At 67.1% G+C, this 20534-nt stretch carries 21 protein-coding genes; 10 read left to right on the top strand and 11 right to left on the bottom strand.

The annotated features are described in order from the left end of the window. The first annotated feature begins 5 nt into the window (after positions 1-5). Positions 6-926 carry an aromatic amino acid DMT transporter YddG gene (gene yddG, locus A9976_RS25820; protein ID WP_183021357.1) on the top strand — a complete coding sequence of 307 codons (921 nt, stop codon included), beginning with the start codon at positions 6-8 and terminating at the stop codon, positions 924-926. Here yddG and recX read toward each other — a convergent pair. Next, complete coding sequence (gene recX, locus A9976_RS25825) at positions 923-1399, bottom strand: recombination regulator RecX (protein WP_183021358.1); 477 nt, start codon at positions 1397-1399, stop codon at positions 923-925. The two genes, yddG and recX, sit on opposite strands and share 4 nt — an antisense overlap. Positions 1400-1515: 116 nt before the next feature. Continuing rightward, positions 1516-2622, bottom strand: coding sequence for a recombinase RecA (recA, locus tag A9976_RS25830; protein WP_183021359.1), 1107 nt, complete (start codon positions 2620-2622; stop codon positions 1516-1518). Positions 2623-2769: 147 nt separating this feature from the next. Between recA and A9976_RS25835 the strand changes: the two genes are divergently transcribed. From A9976_RS25835 to A9976_RS25845, 3 genes are all read left to right on the top strand, one after another. Beyond that, entirely contained in the window at positions 2770-3270 is a 501-nt protein-coding gene (locus A9976_RS25835; RefSeq protein ID WP_012202807.1) for a MarR family winged helix-turn-helix transcriptional regulator, read from the top strand. Positions 3271-3369: 99 nt separating this feature from the next. Then, positions 3370-4044, top strand: a complete 675-nt coding sequence (locus A9976_RS25840; protein WP_012202808.1) for a response regulator transcription factor — start codon at positions 3370-3372, stop codon at positions 4042-4044. A 94-nt stretch (positions 4045-4138) separates the two neighbouring features. After that, positions 4139-5638, top strand: a complete 1500-nt coding sequence (locus tag A9976_RS25845) for a sensor histidine kinase (RefSeq protein WP_183021360.1) — start codon at positions 4139-4141, stop codon at positions 5636-5638. On the opposite strand, the gene A9976_RS25850 is transcribed toward A9976_RS25845, so the two are convergent. Beyond that, positions 5622-6605 carry a LysR substrate-binding domain-containing protein gene (locus A9976_RS25850; RefSeq protein WP_183021361.1) on the bottom strand — a complete coding sequence of 328 codons (984 nt, stop codon included), beginning with the start codon at positions 6603-6605 and terminating at the stop codon, positions 5622-5624. The genes A9976_RS25845 and A9976_RS25850 overlap by 17 nt on opposite strands. 109 nt (positions 6606-6714) lie before the next feature. Between A9976_RS25850 and A9976_RS25855 the strand changes: the two genes are divergently transcribed. Next, positions 6715-7683 (top strand): tripartite tricarboxylate transporter substrate binding protein, encoded by a 969-nt coding sequence (locus tag A9976_RS25855; protein ID WP_012202811.1) that lies wholly within the window; start codon positions 6715-6717, stop codon positions 7681-7683. A 167-nt stretch (positions 7684-7850) separates the two neighbouring features. Beyond that, positions 7851-8783: an N-formylglutamate amidohydrolase gene (locus A9976_RS25860; protein WP_183021362.1), complete on the top strand. Its 933-nt coding sequence runs from the start codon at positions 7851-7853 to the stop codon at positions 8781-8783. A 67-nt stretch (positions 8784-8850) separates the two neighbouring features. On the opposite strand, the gene A9976_RS25865 is transcribed toward A9976_RS25860, so the two are convergent. The 5 genes from A9976_RS25865 to A9976_RS25885 are packed head-to-tail and all read right to left on the bottom strand — an operon-like array spanning position 8851 to position 12825. Continuing rightward, complete coding sequence (locus A9976_RS25865; RefSeq protein WP_183021363.1) at positions 8851-9858, bottom strand: tripartite tricarboxylate transporter substrate binding protein; 1008 nt, start codon at positions 9856-9858, stop codon at positions 8851-8853. A gap of 2 nt (positions 9859-9860) precedes the next feature. Beyond that, positions 9861-10517, bottom strand: coding sequence for a 3-oxoacid CoA-transferase subunit B (locus tag A9976_RS25870; protein ID WP_183021364.1), 657 nt, complete (start codon positions 10515-10517; stop codon positions 9861-9863). Beyond that, positions 10514-11188: a 3-oxoacid CoA-transferase subunit A gene (locus A9976_RS25875; protein WP_183021365.1), complete on the bottom strand. Its 675-nt coding sequence runs from the start codon at positions 11186-11188 to the stop codon at positions 10514-10516. The genes A9976_RS25870 and A9976_RS25875 overlap by 4 nt, the downstream gene beginning before the upstream one ends. A gap of 34 nt (positions 11189-11222) precedes the next feature. Further along, complete coding sequence (locus tag A9976_RS25880; protein ID WP_183021366.1) at positions 11223-11648, bottom strand: Zn-ribbon domain-containing OB-fold protein; 426 nt, start codon at positions 11646-11648, stop codon at positions 11223-11225. A 7-nt stretch (positions 11649-11655) separates the two neighbouring features. Then, positions 11656-12825, bottom strand: coding sequence for a thiolase domain-containing protein (locus A9976_RS25885; protein WP_183021367.1), 1170 nt, complete (start codon positions 12823-12825; stop codon positions 11656-11658). A gap of 103 nt (positions 12826-12928) precedes the next feature. On the opposite strand from A9976_RS25885, the gene A9976_RS25890 reads away from it, so the two are divergent. Beyond that, a complete protein-coding gene (locus A9976_RS25890; protein WP_183021368.1) occupies positions 12929-13690 on the top strand; it encodes an IclR family transcriptional regulator in 762 nt (253 codons plus the stop codon). Here the strand turns inward: A9976_RS25890 and A9976_RS25895 are convergent. Genes A9976_RS25895 through A9976_RS25905 form a run of 3 tightly spaced genes read right to left on the bottom strand, consistent with a single transcriptional unit; the run spans position 13677 to position 15834 of the window. Further along, on the bottom strand, positions 13677-14408 hold the full coding sequence (locus A9976_RS25895; RefSeq protein ID WP_183021369.1) for an SPOR domain-containing protein: 732 nt from the start codon (positions 14406-14408) through the stop codon (positions 13677-13679). The two genes, A9976_RS25890 and A9976_RS25895, sit on opposite strands and share 14 nt — an antisense overlap. A 35-nt stretch (positions 14409-14443) precedes the next feature. Further along, on the bottom strand, positions 14444-15274 hold the full coding sequence (locus A9976_RS25900; RefSeq protein WP_183021370.1) for a biotin--[acetyl-CoA-carboxylase] ligase: 831 nt from the start codon (positions 15272-15274) through the stop codon (positions 14444-14446). Beyond that, the gene (locus A9976_RS25905; RefSeq protein WP_183021371.1) at positions 15271-15834 is read right to left on the bottom strand and encodes an SET domain-containing protein; all 564 of its coding nucleotides are present in this window, start codon (positions 15832-15834) and stop codon (positions 15271-15273) included. Before A9976_RS25905 ends, A9976_RS25900 begins: the two co-directional genes overlap by 4 nt. A gap of 117 nt (positions 15835-15951) precedes the next feature. Here A9976_RS25905 and A9976_RS25910 point away from each other — a divergent pair, with 117 nt between their 5' ends. The 3 genes from A9976_RS25910 to A9976_RS25920 all read left to right on the top strand — a co-directional run bounded on the left by A9976_RS25910 (position 15952) and on the right by A9976_RS25920 (position 20021). Next, entirely contained in the window at positions 15952-18864 is a 2913-nt protein-coding gene (locus A9976_RS25910) for a DNA topoisomerase III (RefSeq protein WP_183021372.1), read from the top strand. A 114-nt stretch (positions 18865-18978) separates the two neighbouring features. Further along, the gene (locus A9976_RS25915) at positions 18979-19758 is read left to right on the top strand and encodes a tyrosine-protein phosphatase (protein WP_183021373.1); all 780 of its coding nucleotides are present in this window, start codon (positions 18979-18981) and stop codon (positions 19756-19758) included. Between the two features lie 83 nt (positions 19759-19841). Further along, entirely contained in the window at positions 19842-20021 is a 180-nt protein-coding gene (locus A9976_RS25920; protein ID WP_183021374.1) for a hypothetical protein, read from the top strand. Positions 20022-20534 lie beyond the last annotated feature (513 nt).

Genomic DNA, 20534 nt, shown 5'->3' on the forward strand with positions numbered 1-20534 from the left:
TCGACGTGTCTTCCTTGCAGAACAACTCACCCGTGGCCGCCGGCCGGGCCACCGCCATCGGACTGCTGGCCGTGGTGTGCTGGAGCTGCACCGTGGGCCTGATGCGCTCGGTGGCCGAGCCGCTGGGCGCCGTGGGCGGCGCCGCCATGCTCTACACGGTCAGCGCCCTGTGCGTGGCCGCCGTGCGCGGCCTGCCCAGGCCCTCGCAGTGGCGGGCCATGCATCCGGCCTACTTCTGGGGCTGCGGCCTGCTCTTTGCGGTCTACGAGATCTGCCTGTCGCTGGCGATTGGCCTGGCACAGGACCGCGCCCAGGCGCTGGAGCTGGGGCTGATCAATTACCTGTGGCCCAGCCTGACCATCGTTTTGGCCGTACTGCTGCGCCAGCAGCATGCGCGCTGGTGGCTGTGGCCCGGCGTGCTGCTGTGCCTGTGGGGCCTGACGCGCGTGCTGGGCGGCGACTCCCTGCAACTGCGGGGCATGGCGGACCACATGCTGTCCAACCCGCTGGCGTATGGACTCGCTTTTGGCGCGGCCTTGCTGTGGCCCTGCTATTCGCTGGCTGCGCGGCGCTGGGGCGGTGGCCACAATGCCGTGGGCCTTTTCCTGATATGGACCGCGCTGGCGTTGTGGATCAAGTGGCTGTGGCTGGGCGGTGAAGGCAGCATGCAATGGTCGGGCACCGTGGTGCTGCAATTGCTGGCCGTGGGTGGGCTCACCGCCCTGGGCTACAGCTGCTGGGAGCACGGCATACAGCACGGGCACCTGGCCGTGATGGCTGCAGCGTCGTACTTCACGCCTGTGTTCTCGGCGCTGCTGGCCAGTGCCTGGCTGCAGGTGCAGCCGGGCTGGGGATTCTGGCAGGGCGTGGTGCTGGTGACCGTGGGGTCGCTGGTGTGCTGGGGTGCTACCCGGCGCGCAGACTAGCCTTCGTCCTCTGCTCCCGCGTCCCAGTCTTCGCTGCGCCCCCGCAGCACCTTGCTCGCAATTTCTCCACCAAAACCGCGCGCAGCCAGAAAGCGCATCTGCTTGAGTCGTTCCTGCGGTGTGGCCGGTGGTGCACCGAAGCGCTGGCGCCACACGGCATGGGCACGCTGCAGTTCGGTGGCACGCAGTTGCTCGGCGGCGGCGCGCACCAGGCCGTCGTCCAGTCCCTTGCTGCGCAACTCCTGCACCACGCGTGCCGTGCCAAAGCGCGCGGCCTTGCGGTGCAGCACGGACTCGGCCACGCGCTGGGCACTGATGAAGCCGCGCTGCTCCAGCGCGTCGAGCATGGCGCCCAGGTCTTCGCCTTCCTCCACATGGGGGGCGAGCTTGCGTTCCAGCTCCAGTCGTGAATGTTCGCGCTGGCCCAGCAGCTTGAGCGCCCGGCCCTTGAGCGACAGCTTGGCGAATCCCATGCGGCAGCGTCTCCTGAATCGTCCTGAATAAAAAAGGCGCAGACGTGAGCCTGCGCCAAGATGGCAAACACAGTGTGCGCAGGCGCTGCGGCGCCTGCTGTGAGGGGGCTGGGCGCTCAGGCTTCGATCACGCCGTCCTTGTCGGCCTTGGCCTTGGCGGCCGCCTTGGGGGCCTTGGCTTCGGGGGCATCGCCACCGGTCGTGGGCAGCAGGGCGATGCCCAGGCCGTCGCGAACCTTGTTCTCGATCTCCACGGCCAGGCCACGGTTCTCGCGCAGGAATTCGCGGGCGTTGTCACGGCCCTGGCCGATCTTCTCGCCGTTGTAGGCATACCAGGCGCCCGACTTGTCGAGGATCTTGGCGTTGACGCCCATGTCCAGGATTTCACCTTCGCGCGAGATGCCCTCGCCGAAGAGGATGTCGAACTCGGCGGTCTTGAACGGAGGCGAGACCTTGTTCTTGACGACCTTGACCTTGGTCTCGTTGCCGATGGCCTCGTCGCCCTTCTTGATGGTGCCGGTGCGGCGGATGTCCAGGCGGACCGAGGCGTAGAACTTCAGCGCATTGCCGCCCGTGGTGGTTTCGGGGCTGCCGAACATCACGCCGATCTTCATGCGGATCTGATTGATGAAGATGACCATGCAGTTGGTCTTCTTGATGGTGGCCGTCAGCTTGCGCAGCGCCTGGCTCATCAGGCGGGCCTGCAGGCCGGGCAACTGGTCGCCCATCTCGCCTTCGATTTCGGCCCGGGGTGTCAGCGCGGCCACCGAGTCCACGACGATCATGTCCACGGCGCCCGAGCGCACCAGGCTGTCCACGATCTCCAGGGCCTGCTCGCCGGTATCGGGCTGGCTGATCAGCACTTCATTGAGGTTCACGCCCAGCTTCTGGGCGTAGCCGGTGTCCAGCGCGTGTTCTGCGTCGATGAAGGCACAGGTGCCGCCCTGCTTTTGCATTTCGGCGATGACCTGCAGCGTCAGCGTGGTCTTGCCCGAGGATTCAGGGCCGTAGATCTCGATCACGCGGCCACGGGGCAGGCCGCCAACGCCCAGGGCGATGTCCAGGCCCAGGGAGCCGGTGGAGACGACCTGGATGTCCTGGATGGCTTCGCCTTCACCCAGGCGCATGATCGTGCCCTTGCCGAACTGCTTTTCGATCTGGGCGAGTGCGGCCTGCAGGGCCTTGGCTTTTTCACTGTTGGCGGTGGTGACGGCGGTGTTCATGCGGACTCCTGGGTTGGCTAGGGTTTCAGCTCTGTATTTGCATTCAGGCTGGATGCTTGAACAGTAGTTTATGGGCTTGTTGGTTTGTTTTGTTGGTGTTTTTAGTCAGTTTTCCTGACTTGTTGGATTTGCCTCCACAATGCATCCATGAGTGAGTTTTCCCCCGTCACGCCGCCCGCCGATGCCTGGCGCCAGACCCACCTGGGCCGCCTGCTCGGCCATGCCATGCGGCGGTTCGACGCGCGTGTGCTGCAGCTCATGGCGCGCGATGTGGAGGTGCCGCTGGCGCTGTCCAATCTTGCGGCGCGCGACAAGGTGGGCGCGGCCCACATCCACATCACGCGGCATCTGTCGCTGGCCGGCGACAGGCTCACCGACCTGGCCGAGCGCGCTGGCATGACCAAGCAGTCCATGGGCGACCTGGTGGCCCAGTGCGAGGCCTGGGGCCTGGTCACGCGCGAAAGCGACGAGCGCGATGCGCGCGCGCGCCGCATCCGCTTCACGCCTGCGGGCCTGGCCTGGCTGCAGGCCTTCCATGACGCCGTGTCCCAGGCCGAGGCCGAGTTCCGCGAGGAAGTCGGCGACGACATCGCCACCGTGGTGGCGCTGGGGCTGGAGGCCTATGCGGGCGGCGGCTCACTCGGGTAAGGTCCCTGCCCTTGGGGCGGGGCGCATCCTAGAATCCTGGGAATCAAAGGCGCGCATTTCCAACATCCAGAGCGCGTCTGTATTTCAGGAGACAACCCCATGCGCATTCTGATTGCCGAAGATGACCAGGTCCTGGCCGATGGTCTGCTGCGCAGCCTGCGCGGCTCGGGCGCCGTGGTCAGCCATGTGGCCAACGGCAGCGAGGCCGATACCGCGCTGATGACCAGCAGCGAGTTCGACCTGCTCATCCTGGACCTGGGCCTGCCCAAGATGCACGGACTCGAAGTGCTCAAGAAGCTGCGCGGCCGGGGCGATGCGCTGCCGGTGCTCATCCTCACGGCAGCTGACAGCGTGGAAGAGCGCGTGCAGGGGCTGGACTACGGCGCCGACGACTACATGGCCAAGCCGTTTGCGCTGTCCGAGCTGGAGGCGCGTGTGCGTGCGCTCACGCGGCGCGGCATGGGTGGCGCCAGCAGCACCATCAAGCATGGCCCCCTGGTCTACGACCAGGCTGGCCGCGTGGCCACCATCGACGGCAAGATGGTCGAGCTGTCGGCGCGCGAACTGGGCCTGCTGGAAGTGCTGCTGCAGCGTGCGGGCCGGCTGGTCAGCAAGGACCAGCTGGTCGAGCGCCTGTGCGAATGGGGCGACGAGGTCAGCAACAACGCCATCGAGGTCTATATCCACCGCCTGCGCAAGAAGATAGAGCGCGGCCCCATCCGCATCGCCACCGTGCGCGGCCTGGGCTACTGCCTTGAGAAGATCGCTTCCTGAGGCCGCTGCCCTGGCTGTCAGGCCCGGGTTGGCTTGCCTGCGCATAGTGGCGGATGCCACGGGGCCGTGAACCCGTCGTGAGGGCTGCCCGCCGATGAAAATCTTCCAGCGTGAACAGCGCTCACTGTTCGGCGAGATCCTTGACTGGATGCTCACGCCGCTGCTGCTGCTGTGGCCCGTGAGCCTGGCGCTGACCTGGCTGGTGGCCCAGGGCCTGGCCAACAAGCCGTTCGATCGCGCGCTGGAGTACAACGCCCAGGCGCTGGCGCAGCTGGTGATGGTGCAGCACGGCAAGGTGCTGTTCAACCTGCCGCAATCGGCCAGCGAGATCCTGCGCGCCGACGAGTCGGACACCGTGTATTTCCAGGTGCTGGGTGTCAAGGGCGAGTACCTGGCCGGGGAGCGCGATCTGCCGCCGCCGCCCGAACCTGACGAGGCGGCGCTTGCGGGCGCGCTGCCCGGCCTCCCCTCCGGCGGCACCGTGCAACTGCGCGATGCCGAGTTCCGCGGCATTGACCTGCGCGTGGCCCATGTCTGGGTGCGCATGCCCCTGCCCGACGAGCCCCAGGCCCTGGTCCAGGTGGCCGAGACGCGCGAAAAGCGCAGTGTGCTGGCCACGGAAATCATCAAGGGCGTGATGCTGCCGCAGTTCGTCATCCTGCCGCTGGCCGCCTTGCTGGTGTGGCTGGCGCTGGCGCGCGGCATCAAGCCGCTGCACCGGCTGGAGGAGCGCATCCGCGCACGCCGGCCCGAGGACCTCTCGCCCATCAACCACAAGGACGTGCCGCTGGAGGTCGTGCCGCTGGTGGACTCGGTCAACGACTTGCTGGGCCGGCTCGGTGATTCGCTGGCCACGCAAAAGCGCTTCCTGGCCGACGCGGCCCACCAGCTCAAGACACCGCTGGCCGGGCTGCGCATGCAGGCCGAACTGGCCCAGCGCGAGGGCGTGAGCACGGAGGAGTTGCGGCAGTCCCTGGCCCAGATTGCGCGCTCCAGCATCCGCGCCACGCACACGGTGAACCAGTTGCTGGCGCTGGCGCGCGCCGAGAGCGCCGGCGTGGGACGGGGCCTGGCCATGCAGCCCTGCAACCTGGTGCGCATCGTCACCGACGTGGTGCGCGACTGCCTGCCACGCGCCATGGACAAGCATGTGGACCTGGGCTACGACGGCGCCGAGTCATTTGCCACCGGCGTGTGGCTGCAGGGCAATGCCACGCTGCTGACGGAGCTGGTGCGCAACCTCGTGGACAACGCCATCAACTACACGCCTTCCAGCAGCAGCCGGCCCGGCATGGTCACGGTGCGCGTGCTGGCCGACCCCTTCGGCCAGGTCCTGTTGCTGCAGGTGGAGGATTCGGGACCCGGCGTGCCCGAGGCCGAGCGCGAGCTGGTGTTCCAGCCGTTCTACCGTGTGCTGGGCTCGGAGGCCGACGGCTCGGGCCTGGGCCTGCCCATCGTGCTGGAGATCGCGCGCCAGCATGGCGCCCAGGTGGTGCTGGAGGATGCGCATCCGGGCCAGCAGCCCCCGGGTGCGCGCTTCAGCGTGCGCTTCACGGCGCTGCGTTCGCCGCCGCCGCCTAAGCCTGCGGCGTAGGTGGCGCGGCTTCCGCGGCTGCCGCAGATCCCCCGGGGGCCACGGGGGCCACCGCGATCCGTCCCGGCGTCTGCGCGGCATGGTCCACCAGCCAGTTGCGGAAGATGCCCAGGGTGCCGTGGTTGGCGCGGTCGGCCGGATAGCACAGCCAGTAGCCCAGGGCGCTTTGGTAGCCGTGCTGGGGCAGGGGCTCGTTCACCAGGCCGGCCGCGATCTCGTCCTGCACCAGGCAGCGCGGCACCAGGGCGATGCCCATGCCGGCCATGACGGCGCGGATGATGGTCTGGAACTGGTCGAACTGCGGGCCCGCAAGAGGGCTGATGCCGTTGACGCCATGGGCCTCGCTCCAGCGCGCCCAGGCATCGGGAATGGTCACATGGCGCAGCCGGGTGCAGCGAGCCACGTCCTGTGGGGTGGTGATGCGTGCTTCGGGACCCGCGCCGCGCGGCGGCGCGATCAGCACCACCTGGCGGCCCACCAGATAGTGGGCGTGCGCACCGTTCCAGTGCCCGTCGCCAAACAAAATTGCGCAGTCCAGCCCCGGACTGTCAAATTGGTAGCTGTGTACGTAGGGTACAAAGTGCAGCGTGATCTGTGGATAGCGCTGCTGAAACTGGGGCAGCCTGGGGATCAGCCACTTGGCCGCGAAAGTCGGCAGCGATGACAGGTGCAGCGCGCCTCGGCTGTCATCGCTGGTGATGAGTTCGAGGGTGGCGGCCTCCAGCTGGCCCAGCAGGGCGCGCACTGCGCGCTCATAGCGCTCGCCCGCAGGCGTCAGGCTCAGCCGCTTGCGCTCGCGTTCGAACAGCGGCACGCCCACCCACTTCTCCAGCTCCTGGATCTGCTTGCTGACTGCGCTTTGCGTCAGGTGCAAGGCCTCGGCCGCGCGCGAGACGCCCCCGAAGCGCACCACGGTGGAGAAAGCGCGCAGCAGATGCATGGGCGGGTTGAGGCGGCGCAAACTCATGACAGGGATATGATGAAAGTATTCCTGTTTGGAATATTAACAGGCACAGTATTTGCTTTTTTTGTGAGCAGATTTCTTTTAATCTGAACTTGTTTGTAAGAAAGATCCTATGCAACGACGCCATTTCCTTGCTTCCATCGCCGCTTCTTCTGTCGTTCCTGGAATGTCCTTCGCCCAGGACACCTCCCGTCCCTTGCGCATCGTCGTTCCGTTCCCTGCTGGTGGTTCCACCGACATGGTCCCGCGCAACATGCAGGACGTGCTGCCCAAGCTGCTGGGCGGCCAGGCCGTGGTGATCGAGAACAAGGCCGGCGCTGGCGGCTCCATCGGCATGGCCGAAGTGGCGCGTGCCACCGACGGCGTGACCTTCGGCATCGCCACGCTGTCCACGCACGGCGTGAACCCCGCCGTGTTCAAGAAGCTGCCCTACGACGCCATCAACGACTTCGTCGGCGTGACCGAGATCGTCAAGGCGCCCGGCGTGATCGTGATCAACCCCAAGCTGGTGCCCGCCAACAACTTCGCCGAGTTCGTGAAGTACCTGAAGGCCAACCCCGGCAAGGTCAGCTTCGCAACACCCGGCAACGGCACCATCGGCCACATGTGGGGCGCCCAGTTCATGAAGAGCACGGGCACCGAGATGCAGCACATTCCCTACCGCGGTGCCGGCCCGGCCATCAACGACGTGCTCGGTGGCCAGGTGCCCGTGTACTTCGACCAGGTGGCTTCCTCGCTGCCCCACATCAAGGGCGGCAAGGTCAAGGCCCTGGCCGTGTCCTGGCATGAGCGCCTGGACGTGCTGCCCGACGTGCAGACCTATGCCGAAGCCGGCCATGCGGACCTGAACGATCCTTCGTGGTTCGGCCTCGTGGCCCCCAAGAGCACGCCGCCCGAGCAGATCGCCCGCGTGCAGAAGGCCATCGCGGCCGCGCTCAAGGACCCGGCGGTGCAAAAGCGCATGGCGGCCCAGGGCCTGTACATCTCCGGCACCAGCAGCGACGCTTTCACCAAGCAGATCGCCAGCGAAGTCGCCAAGATGAAGAAGATTGCCGCCACGGCCCAGATCCAGCTGGATTAAGGCTCCCACGGAGGCGCTTCGCGCCTTCCCCCTCTCCCGCTTCGCGGGAGGGGGACCACGCCCTCGCTGCGGGACGGCCCTTGCTGGGCGTGCCTGATATGAGGCTGCGCCCCGTTCATGGAGTGCGCCCGGCGAGTGGCGTCTGCACAACCGAGTAGACACATTTCATGCATCCCGTCCTGCGACTGATCAGTCAGAACTTCCTGCAATCCCTGCCCGGCGCGGCAGGCTCCGGCGCGGCCGATGCCGCGCCGCCCATGGTCACCAGCGTTGCCGGCGCCAGTGCCGTGGTGCTGGACTCGCCGCACAGCGGCACGGTCTACCCGGCGGACTTCGGCTCCTGCCTGCCGCTGGCCACGCTGCGCCAGGCCGAGGACACGCATGTGGAGAAGATCTACGCCTTTGCGCCGGGTCTGGGCGTGAGCTGGGTGGAGGCGCATTTCCCGCGCATCTACCTGGACGCCAATCGCGACACCACCGAGATCGACACCACCATGATCGGGGGCGAGTGGCCGCTGCCCGTCACCACCGACCAGGTCGTGCTGCAGAAGGTGCGCCTGGGCAAGGGCCTGATCTGGAAGTTCACCGATGAGGGCGTGCCCATCTATGACCGCCAACTGCCCGCCGCTGAACTGATGCAGCGCATCGAGCGTTGCTGGAAGCCCTACCATGCGGCCGTGGAGCGCGCCATCGACGGCGCCCATGCGCGCCATGGCTACAGCATCCATATCAACTGCCATTCCATGCCGTCCGTGGCGGCCAGCCATGCCACGCTGCACCCGGGCCTGGTCCATGCCGACTTCGTCATCGGCGACCGTGACGGCAGCACGGCCAGCCCGGCACTGTCCGAACGCATCTGCGCCTTCCTGCGCGAGCGCGGCTACAGCGTGGACTACAACCATCCCTACAAGGGCGTGGAGCTGGTGCGCCGGTACGGCAAGCCCGCCGAGCATCGCCACAGCATCCAGATCGAGATCAACCGCAAGCTCTACATGAACGAGCAGACCCTGGATCTCGACCAGGCCGGCTACCTGCGCCTGACCACCGACCTGAAGGTGCTGGTGGAGCAACTGATGGCCACCGATCCGCGCACGCTCTGAATCCCCCGCGAGTGAAACGCAAAAGGCCCGCGATCACAGGATCGCTGGCCTTTTTCATCTTGCGTGCTCAGTTGGCTGTGAGGTTGAGGCTTTTGAGCAGGCCTGACCAGCGCAGTGATTCTTCGGCAATGAACTTTGCAAATTCCTCGGGCGTGCTGGGCCGGGGGTCCATGCCCTGAGCCACAAGTTTGCTGCGTACCTCAGGATTGTTCAGCGTTGTGATCAGTGCTTCGCTGAGCTTTTTCTGTATGTCTGCAGGCAGCAGGGCCGGTGCGACAAGGCCATACCAGGTGGACATGTCGTAGTCAGGCACTCCCGACTCGGCGATGGTCGCTATATCGGGTGCGGCAGCCGAGCGCGTGCGCGTTGTCACGCCCAGGGCGCGCAACTGCCCACGCCGCACAAGAGGCATGGCGGTCGGCAGGTTGGGAAAGGCCAGCGACACCGTGCCAGACAGAAGGTCGGGCATGAGGGGCCCCGAGCCCTTGTAGGGCACATGCACCATGTCAACCTTTGCGTAGTACTTGAACATCTCACCGGAAAGATGCACCGAGGCGCCCATGCCGGACGATGCGAAGTCCAGCCTGCCCGGATGCGCATGGGCGTAGGCGACCAGTTCCTGCACGGACTTGAACGGCGAGCTGGCGGGAACGACCAGCACATTGGGCGCGCTCAATACCTGGCCGATCGGCGTGAAGTCCTTGACCGGGTCGTAGCGTGTTTCCTTGTACAGCAGGGGGTTGGTGGCGTGGCCTATCGATGTGTAGAACAGTGTGTAGCCGTCGGGTTCGGCGCGGCGCACCACATCGGTCGCCAGGTTGCCGTTGGCACCAGGCTTGTTCTCGACAACGAAGGACTGTCCGAGGATCTTGCTGAACGACTGTGCCAGGATGCGCGCCACGGCATCGCCACTGCCGCCAGGCGTGAAGCCCACGACGATCTTGACGGGGCGGTGGGGGTAGTCGCTGGCGTGGGCAGACCACGTGGATGCCAGAGCGATGGCCACCAGCGCTGTAGCTGCAAGGGCCTTCGGCAGGCGCTGCAACAAAGGTTGAAGTGACAGACGAGGGAACATGCTCAGGCCTCCATCAGTTGCAGTTGGGAAAGCTCTTCCAGTTCGGCATGCGACAGGCCGGCCACGCGGTCCACCACGCGCAGGCCCAATGGCGTGACGGCCAGCGTGGCCAAGTCGGTGTAGATGCGGTTCACCACGCCTGCTCCGGTCAGCGGGTAGGTGCAGCGTTCGACCAGCTTGGACTGGCCCTGCCGCGTGCGGTGCTCCATCATCACGAACACCTGTTTTGCGCCCTGGGCCAGGTCCATTGCGCCGCCCACGGCGGGAATGGCGTCGGCGTCGGGTGTGCGCCAGTTGGCCAGGTCGCCGCGCGTGGAGACCTGGAAGGCTCCCAGCACACAGATGTCCAGATGCCCGCCGCGGATCATGGCGAATGAATCGCCGTGGTGGAAGATGGCGCCGCCCGGCAACAGGGTTACATGCTGTTTGCCTGCGTTCACCAGTTCGCTGTCCACGTCGTCACCTGCGGCCAGCGGGCCCATGCCCAGAATGCCGTTCTCGCTCTGTACGATGATCTCGCGGTCCACCGGCAGGTGGTTGGCGATGGCCATGGGTTGGCCTATGCCCAGGTTCACATAGGCGCCGTCCGGTATGTCCTGCACGATGCGTCGGGCGATCTCGTCCACGCTGCGCGGCGTGTAGCGGGGTGAAGTGCTCATGGTGTTCCTCCGGGGGCGCGGACCACGCGCCGCACGTATATGCCGGGCGTGACCACGGCCTCGGGATCGATGCCGCCCAGCGCCACGATGCGCGAGACCTGGGCGATGGTGCAGCGCGCCGCAGTCGCCATCAGTGGGCCGAAGTTGCGGCCGGAGCGGCGGTAGGCCAGGTTGCCCCAGCGGTCCGCCACCTCGGCCTTGATCAGGGCGAAGTCGGCATGCAGCGGGTACTCGAGCAGGTAGTCCCGGTCGCCGATGCGACGGCTTTCCTTGCCCTGGGCCAGCTCCGTGCCCACGCCCGTGGGTGTGTAGAAGCCTGCAATGCCCGCGCCCGCCGCGCGGATGCGCTCGGCCAGCGTGCCCTGGGGGACCAGTTCCAGTGCCAGGCGTCCCTGGCGGTAGAGATCGTCGAAGGCGCTGGAGCCTGGCTGGCGCGGAAACGAGCAAATCACCTTGCGGACTTGGCCCGCCAGTACCAGCCGGCTGATGCCCTTGCCCTGGCTGCCCGCGTTGTTGCTCACGATGGTCAGATCGTGCGTGCCGCGCTCGACCAGGGCATCGACCAGCTCGAAGGGAAGACCGGCTCCGCCGAAGCCCGAGATCATGATGGTGGCGCCATCCTGGATGCCGTCCAGCGCATCGGCAAGGCTGTATGCGATTTTGTTGATCACGTCGGATTCCTCAATAAGGGCGCAAAGAATCGGTTCAAGTCCGCAGGGGCTCGAAGACTGGCACGGGATAGTCGCCGTCGCTGGGCTCCAGGCGCACCTGCACGGCATCGCCTATGGACCAGTCTTCGGGCGCGCGCGCCACGAGGTGGGTCAGCATGACCGGGCCCTCGTCCAGCGTGACGAAGGCCAGCACCACTGGAGGGGCTGCCGCGCCTGCGCCGTGGCGCAGGACGGTGAACGAGTACACCGTGCCCCGGCCCGGCGAGGGGTTCCAGTCGATATGCACGCTCCAGCAGAACGGGCAGGCGGCCCGGGGATACCAGTGGGCTCGACCGCAATCGCGGCAGCGCGGCACCAGGAACAGGCCCTGGCGTGCCATGTTCCAGAAGTGCTGGGTCTCGGGCGTTGGGACGGGACAGGGGCGCAGGGCCGAGCTGGGATTCGGTGGACTGTCGCTCATGGTGGTTTCACTCCCGCTCCAGGATGAGGGTGGCACTGCCGTGGCGCGTTGCCAGCATGCCGCCCGTGCCTTGCGCCAGGGCCAGCCGGCAATCGGGGACCTGCACGGCGGGATGGGCCTCCCCGCGCAACTGGCGCACGGCCTCGATCACCTTGGTCATGCCGCCCCGGTTGCCCGGATGGTTGTTGCACAGGCCGCCACCATCAGTGTTCACGGGAAGGCGCCCCACGCCCGCGATCAGGTTGCCGTCAGAGACGAAGGCCCCGCCCCGGCCCGGTGCGCAAAAGCCCAGGTCCTCGAGCTGCATGAGGACCGTGATCGTGAAGCTGTCGTAGATGGACGCGTACTGGATGTCGGCAGGCGTGACGCGGGCCTCGGCAAAGGCCTGGGCGCCCGACCAGCGCGCGCCCGAATGGGTCAGGTCCACCTGCCCGCCCGCCGCATGCTTGACGGCCTCGCCCGCGCCACGGACCTTGATGCGCGGGCGGTGCAGGCGCCGGGCGATCTCGGGCCGTGCCACCACCAGCGCGCCGCCTCCATCGCTGACCACGCAGCAGTCCAGGCGGTGCAGCGGGTCCGCCACCATGGGCGATTCCAGCACCTCGGCCACCGTCACCGGCTTGCGCAGCATGGCGAGAGGGTTGTGCTGGGCATGGTGCGAGGCCGCCACCTTCACCCATGCCAGCTGCTCGCTGGTGGTGCCGTACTCGTACATATGGCGCCGGGCGCACAGCGCATAGCCGCTGGCGTTTGCGATGCCATACGGGTACTCCCACTGAAAGTCCGGCTGGGACGGGTTGCGCACGCGCGGCACCGTGCCCGTGGCAATGCCCTCGCTGCGCGGGCGGCCCGCCAACGTGATCAGCGCCACATCGCACTTGCCCAGCGCAATGGCCTGGGCTGCATGGCTGACGAGGGCGATATAGGAGGCACCGCCGATATCGGTCGAATCCACATGGCGTGGTTGCAGGTTCAGGTACTCGACCATCGACGTCGGCCCCATGCCCGGTGCATCGGCGGAGCAGAAATAGCCGTCGATATCGGCCGCCGTGAGACCTGCATCGGCAATCGCCCCGCGTGCCACATCGGCATGCAGCTGGGCGACCGACAACTGCGGTGCCTTGCGCAGCGGATGCTCGAATGCGCCAACGATGTAGGCCTTGCCATGGATGTCCATGCGGTCTGCTCCAAAGGTGTGCTTCAAAATAGAAATTACTTCTATTTTTTTGAAGATTAGAATTTCCTCCTGTTTTGATGTCATCCATGGAAACCCTTTGACCATGACCCGCAGCACCCCAGACAAGACCGAGAAAGCCGAAGGTGTGGCCGCAGTGAACCGCGCGCTGTCCGTGCTCCAAGCCTTCGAGAACGCTCCTGAAGGACAGACCTTGTCCATGCTGGCGGCCGCGACCGGCCTGTACGAGAGCACCATCCTGCGGCTGCTCGATTCATTGATGGGCGCGGGATTCGTCAAGCGCCTGCCGGATGGGCGCTATGTGGTCGGCCCCAGGCTGCTGCCCTTGGCCGAGATGTACCGCCAGTCATTCCGTCTGGCCGACTACGCCCTGCCGCGCCTGCGCCAGCTGTCGCGGCAGTCCGAAGAATGCGCGGGCCTGTACGTGCGTGAGGGCGACCGGCGCATCTGCCTGCACCATGTGCAGCCGCAGCGCAGCGTACGCACTCACGTGCTGGAAGGGGAGATGCTGGCGCTGGACCGGGGCGCTGCAGGTCGCCTGATCCTGGCGCTCGATGATGCTCTGCCGGGCGAGCCTTACGAACGCATCCGGAAGCTGGGCTATGCAATCACGCAAGGCGAGCGGGACCCGGAAAGCGCGGCCATTGCCTGCCCCGTTTTCGCGCGCGGTACGCGGCTGATGGGGGCCATGTCGCTGGCGATCCCGCTGTATCGCTGCTCCGAGGAAGTGCTGCAGCGCCTGCTGCCCCTGGTGCGGGCGCAGGCCGAGGCCTTGACGCAGGACCTGGGCGGCATCTCGCCCTATGCAGGCGCAGCGGACGATACGGGCCTGGTCAGCAAGGCCTGAACGGCTTGCCCTCGAAGGCCTTGCCGCCCATGGACTCGACCTGGCTGCGCAGAGCGGGCGTGGCCTGGGGCAGGCGCAGCGTGTAGAGGGTGATGTCGGGGCGCTCCTGCACTACGCGGGCCGTGCGCACGCCCTGGCGCGCAACGTTGGTCAGCTCGCGCGTGGCCGCTTCCTCGGAGGAGAAGCGGCCCAGCGACAGGCCGGGCTCCAGCGCGCCGCCTGCGCGGTCGAAGTCGATCTTGCGTGCACGCAGTTCCGCGCGCTTGCGCTCCAGGAACTCGGCATCGGGGAATTTGCCCATGTAGACCATCCAGCGGCCCGGCTGGTGCGTGCTGCTCAGGTCCCACTGGTCGCTGGCGACCTGCGCCACCAGGCCGCGGCGCAGCGCCTCGGCGTGGCGGTCCTCGATGCCCGTGGCCACCAGGCAGCTGGTGGGCTGGCCCGCGGCTTTCTCGGGCCGGGCCAGCGCGGCGGGTTCCTCGCCACTGGAGGGTGCCGCGGGTGAGGCAGGGGATGCAGGAGCCGGGGCCGCCGAGGAGGGGGCCGGCGCGTTGTCCGCACTCAGCATGCTCAGCGCCTCCGGGCGCACCTGCTGGCCCAGGCGCTCGGGCTCGGTCTGGGACGGCGGCGCCAGGCCCAGGGCCTGGAGCTGGCCGTGGTTCCAGAGGTAGTAGCCGGCATTGGCCAGCACCAGCAGCAGGAAGGCGATTCGCAGCATGTCGTTTCTTGGGCCCTAGTGATGAGTCACCCGCCCTAGCCTACAACAGCCGGGCGCACGCTGATTTCCGAGCTGGTGATGGCCTGCAGGCCGCGCGCCGTGCGCACCAGCAGCGCGCCATCGGGGCCCACGCCCTCGGCCGTGCCGCTTTCGCCATCGCTGAGATTGACGGCGCGGCCACGCAGCAGGTCGCGCTGGGCAAAGCGCTCCACCAGCGGCGCAAAGCCCTGGGCGGCGAAGGTCTGTATGTCGGAGACCAGGCCCGGCAGCACACAGGCCAGGGAGGTGGGCGCGTCCAGGCGCTCGTCCAGCTCCAGCAGGCTGGCCGGGGGCGTGCGCATGCCGTCGCCGGGGCGCGGGCGCACGTTCAGGCCGATGCCCACGACCACGTAGCGCGGTGTGCCCGGCTCATGCGCGGCGCTGCCGACGAAGCTGGCCGTCTCGATCAGGATGCCGCCGAGCTTGCGGTCGCCGTCGATCCACAGGTCGTTGGGCCATTTGAGGCCGATGCGCGGGCGCTGCGAGCCCGGGGCGGGCAATTGTGGCTGCAGGCTTTGCGCCACGCTCAGGCCCACGGCCAGCGACAGGCCGGACCAGTCGGCGGGCGCCAGCGGCATGCCCAGCGAGAAGGTCAGCGAATCGCCCACGCCGCTGGTCCACTGGCGGCCCAGCCGGCCCCGGCCGGCGGTCTGCACTTCGGTCACCAGCAGCACGGGCTCGTTGCGGCCATCGCGGGCACGCGCCATCAGCTCGGTATTGGTCGAGCCGATGCTGGGCACGATCTCCACGGAAAAGCCCGGCAGTTGCGGCTCGATGGCCTGCCACAGCGATTCCGCAGGCCAGTGAATGGGGGACGATGCCATCATGCGCCGGCCTTCGTGGAGGATTTGCGGGATTTCTTCTTCGGCTTTGTGCTGGCCGGCAGCGCATCGCCGGGCATGGGCGGGCGCCAGCCGCGCTTGGGCGCCAGCAGCGTGCCGCGGCAGGTGGCCGCGCCGCACCAGCATGGATACTCGGCCTTCAGCTTCCTGGTGTAGGGCTCGTCGATGATCAGGCCGTAGTCGTAGCTCAGTTCCTCGCCGGCGGCGATGTTGCGCAGCGCGACGATGAAAATGCGGCCATCTCGCTCATCGGTGTAGCAATTGGGAGCGCAACTGTGGTTGATCCAGCGCGAGGAGTTGCCGCCATAGTTGGCGTCGATCACGCGGTCTTCGTCCACGTGGAAGTAGAAGGTATGGTTGGGCTGGCTGGGGTCGTGCGGATGCCGGTCCTGGGCTTCCTGCCAGCTGATGATTTCCCCTACGTACTCGACAAGGACCTCGCCTTCGGCAAGATCCTGCGCGGCGAAGACGCCCTTGCCATGGACACCCGAGCGGCGGGTCTGGATGCGGCGGCCGCTCGATGGGGCCAAAGCTGTGCGGGGCATGTTTTCTCTGATAACTTGAATAGGCACACATGCGCGTGCGTGTGCACGCGTGAGCCATGGATTGTAGAAGCGCAGGCTGCGACATGCAGGTCCTGCGGGGAATGACGAGTACACACAATGACAAAGACCCTGGTGATTGCTGAGAAGCCTTCGGTCGCGCAGGACATCGTCCGCGCGTTGACTCCGGTGGCGGGCAAATTCGACAAACACGATGAATACTTCGAGAGCGAGCACTACGTCGTGACCAGCGCCGTGGGCCACCTGGTGGAAATCCAGGCGCCCGAGGAATTCGACGTCAAGCGCGGCAAATGGAGTTTTGCCAACCTGCCGGTGATTCCGCCGTATTTCGACCTCAAGCCCGTGGACAAGACCAAGAGCCGGCTCAACGCCGTGGTCAAGCTGGCCAAGCGCAAGGATGTCACCGAACTCATCAACGCCTGCGACGCGGGCCGCGAGGGCGAGCTGATCTTCCGCCTGATCGAGCAGTACGCCGCAGGCGCCAAGCCAGACGGCAAGGGCCTGGGCAAGCCGGTCAAGCGCCTGTGGCTGCAGTCCATGACGCCGCAGGCCATCCGCGACGGCTTCCAGAACCTGCGCAGCGACGCGCAGATGCTGGGTCTGGCCAGCGCCGCGCGCAGCCGTTCCGAGGCCGACTGGCTGGTGGGCATCAACGGCACGCGCGCCATGACGGCCTTCAACTCGCGCGACGGCGGCTTCTTCCTGACCACCGTGGGCCGCGTGCAGACGCCCACGCTGTCCCTGGTGGTGGAGCGCGAGGAAAAGATCCGCAAGTTCGTCAGCCGCGACTATTGGGAAGTGCATGCCGCCTTCGACGCACAGGCCGGCCAGTACCTGGGCAAGTGGTTCGACACGCAATGGAAGAAGAGCGACGATGCCGAAGCGCGCGCCGACCGCATCTGGAACCAGCGCGACGCCCAGGCCATCGCCGACGCCGTGCGCGGCAAGCCGGCCCAGGTCACCGAGGAGTCCAAGCCCACGTCCCAGGCCAGCCCGCTGCTGTTCGACCTGACCAGCCTGCAGCGCGAGGCCAACGGCAAGTTCGGCTTCTCGGCCAAGACCACGCTGTCGCTGGCGCAAAGCCTGTACGAGCGCCACAAGGCCCTGACCTACCCGCGTACCGACTCGCGCGCCCTGCCCGAGGACTACGTGCCCGTGGCGCACCAGACCTTCGCCATGCTGGCCGGCAGCGGCATGCGCCACCTGGCGCCCTTTGCCCAGCAGGCGCTGGACGAGAACTACGTGCGCCCGACCAAGCGCATCTTCGACAACAGCAAGGTGTCGGATCACTTTGCCATCATCCCGACCACACAGGCGCCCAGCGGCCTGTCCGAGGCCGAGCAAAAGCTCTATGACCTCGTCGTGCGCCGCTTCATGGCCGTGTTCTTCCCCAGCGCCGAGCACCAGGTGACCACGCGCATCAGCAAGGTCGAGCAGCACAGCTTCAAGACCGAGGGCAAGATCCTGGTCAAGCCCGGCTGGCTGGCCATCTACGGCAAGGAAGCCGCCAACGAGGTCGAAGGCGGCAAGGACGGCGACAAGGGCCAGCCCCTGGTCGCGGTGCAGCCCGGCGAGCAGCCGCGCGCCGGCCAGGTCGATCCCAAGGGCCTCAAGACCAAGCCGCCCGCGCGCTACTCCGAAGCCACGCTGCTGGGTGCCATGGAAAGCGCGGGCAAGCAGGTCGAGGACGACGAACTGCGCGAGGCCATGCAGGAAAAGGGCCTGGGCACGCCTGCCACGCGCGCGGCCATCATCGAAGGCCTGCTGACCGAAAAGTACATGCTGCGCGAAGGCCGCGAGCTGATTCCCACGGCCAAGGCCTTCCAGCTCATGACCCTGCTGCGCGGCCTGGGCGTGGAAGAACTCTCGCGCGCCGACCTCACCGGCGAATGGGAGTACAAGCTGGCGCAGATGGAAAAGGGCCAGCTCTCGCGCGAGGCCTTCATGCAGCAGATCCAGTCCATGACGGAAAAGCTGGTCAAGAAGGCCAAGGAATACGACCGCGACACCGTGCCTGGCGACTACGCCACCCTGTCCACGCCCTGCCCCAACTGCGGTGGCGTGGTCAAGGAGAACTACCGCCGCTACGGCTGCACGGGCAGCGACGGACAGGGCGCGGGCTGCGGCTTCTCGTTCACCAAGTCGCCTGCGGGCCGCACCTTCGAGACGGCCGAGGCCGAGCAACTGCTGCGCGACCGCCGCCTGGGCCCGCTGGACGGCTTTCGCTCCAAGGCCGGCTGGCCCTTCGTGGCCGAGGTCACCATCGTGCACGATGAGGAGGGCGGCAACTACAAGCTCGAGTTCGACTTTGGCGACGACGCCGCCTCCGAAGACACGGGCGAGCTGGTGGACTTTGCCAGCCAGCAATCGCTGGGCCCCTGTCCCAAGTGCGGTGCGCCGGTCTTCGAACACGGCAGCAACTACGTCTGCGCCAAGGCCGTGCCCACGCTGGCCCAGGCCACGCCCAGCTGCGATTTCAAGAGCGGCCAGATCATCCTGCAGCAGCCCATAGAGCGAGAGCAGATGCAAAAGCTGCTGCAGACCGGCAAGACCGACCTGCTGGACAAGTTCGTCTCCAACCGCACGCGCCGCAGCTTCAAGGCCTTCCTGGTCTGGGACGGCGCGGCCGGCAAGGTCAACTTCGAGTTCGAGCAGCGCGACAGCAAGTACCCGCCGCGCAAGACGGCGGCCGCCAAGAGCGCGCCGGCCAAGAAGGCGCCTGCCAAGAAAGCCGCGGCCAAGACCACGGCAAAGACGGCCACCAAGACCGCGCGCAAACCGGCTGCCGGCACGCTGCAGCCCAGCGCGGCCCTGGCCGCCGTCATCGGCGAAGGCACGGTGGCGCGTACCGAGGTGGTCAAGAAGCTGTGGGAATACGTCAAGGCCCAGAACCTGCAGGACCCCAAGGACAAGCGCGTCATCCGCGCCGACGACAAGCTGCGGCCCGTCTTCGGCAAGGACAGCGTGAACATGTTCGAGCTGGCCGGCATCGTGGGCAAGCATCTGGCGTAAGGCGCCTGCCTGACCTGATCCTGCGACCCGCTTCTGCACCTTGCCGGAGCGGGTCGCCGGCCTGACACGGGGGCAACACATGCTTGGGCTAATCTAGCGGGCATGGATACCGAAATGCTCACCCCGGCAGCGGCTGCCGCCGCTGCTTCCTCCCCGGCGCCGTCGCGCTCCATCCGCCTGGACGGCGCCTCCAACTTCCGAGACCTCGGTGGCTACGCGGGCCTGGATGGCCGGCGCGTGCGCTGGCGCACGCTGTTCCGTGCCGACCACCTGGCCGGCCTCAGCGCGGCTGACCTGGATGTGCTGCAGGGCCTGAAGCTCGCGCGCAGCGCGGACTTCCGGGGCAAGATGGAGAGCGCCCACCTGGCCTACGAATGGCCGGGCATTGCCCGCCATGCGCTCATCGTCGAGCCCACCGTGGTGCAGCGCGCCAGTGCCCTGATTGCAGCGGGCAACGACCTCACGGCCGCCCATGCCGAGGAGCTGATGCAGGATACCTACCGCAGCTTCGTGCACGACTACGCGCCACGCTTTGCACAGCTGTTCCAACTTCTGCTGGACAGCCAGGACCCGCTGGTCTTCCACTGCACGGCCGGCAAGGACCGCACGGGCTGGGCCGCCGCCCTGCTGCTCACCGCGCTGGGCGTGGACGAGGACACCGTGATGCAGGACTACCTGCTGACCAACCAGCTCTACCAGCGTCCCGCCACCACCTTCGCCCCCATGCCGGCCGAGGTGATGGATGTGCTGTGGCGCGTGCAGGCCTCCTACCTGGCGGCCGCCACCGATATGGTGCGGGCCGACTTCGGGGGGATGGAAGGGTATCTGCGGGATGCGCTGGGCATCGACGGCGCGGCACGCGAGCGGCTGGCTGCGCTTTACCTCGAAGGGTGATTACCTTCGCTCACGGGGCGGCGGGTTGGCGCGGCTAACATGGGCTGTGCCGGTCGGTTGCGCCGGAGTTCAAGGAGATTGCGATGAAGTACGGCATGCGTGAGCTGGCCGCGATGGCGCTGGTGGCCTTGAGTGTGGGGCTGGCTGGCTGTGCGGGCGGGGTGCCTGGGGATGTGGCGGGGAGCCAGGCGTCCAGTGCCAGTGGGGTGACGGTGTTCGGGACTGTGGATGCCAATGTGAGTCATACGCGGACTTCGCGGTGACTTGTTTTCTTGCCTGATCTGGGCTGATCTTCTGGACTGATTTTTGCTGCTTGCCTTTGCGGCGGGCAGGAGCCGGGTTTCGGCCCGGCAGCCGACCTCCTTTCTTGCCGCGCAGCAAGAAAGGAGGCAAAGAAGTGCGCCCCGCTGCCCACGACCCTTCGCTGCGGGCGACCTGCGTTGGGCGGGATGCGGGGTGCGCCGTGAAACTCGTTGCGCGCTGCGCGCTTCACTCAAACATCACGGCGAGCTAGACAACGAAGCAAGCCTGTCCTTCGGCAGGCTTGCCACCCCGCATCCCGCCCAACGCAGGCGTGGGCAGAAGGGGGGGAGGCTGGGGACAGCCAACAGCCAACAGCCAACAGCCAACAGCCAACAGCCAGCAGGGTCAGGGCTGGATCGGCGTGATCACCACGCCGGTGCCTGCGGGGGCGTCTTCGCCGCCGGGCAGAGCGGGTGTGGCGGGGGTGGCTTCCTGCACTGAGCGCTGGTCCGTGGGGCCCAGCGTGCCCTGGG

This window comes from Delftia sp. UME58 (genome assembly GCF_014170385.1).
GTDB classification, from domain to species: Bacteria; Pseudomonadota; Gammaproteobacteria; order Burkholderiales; family Burkholderiaceae_C; genus Comamonas; species Comamonas acidovorans.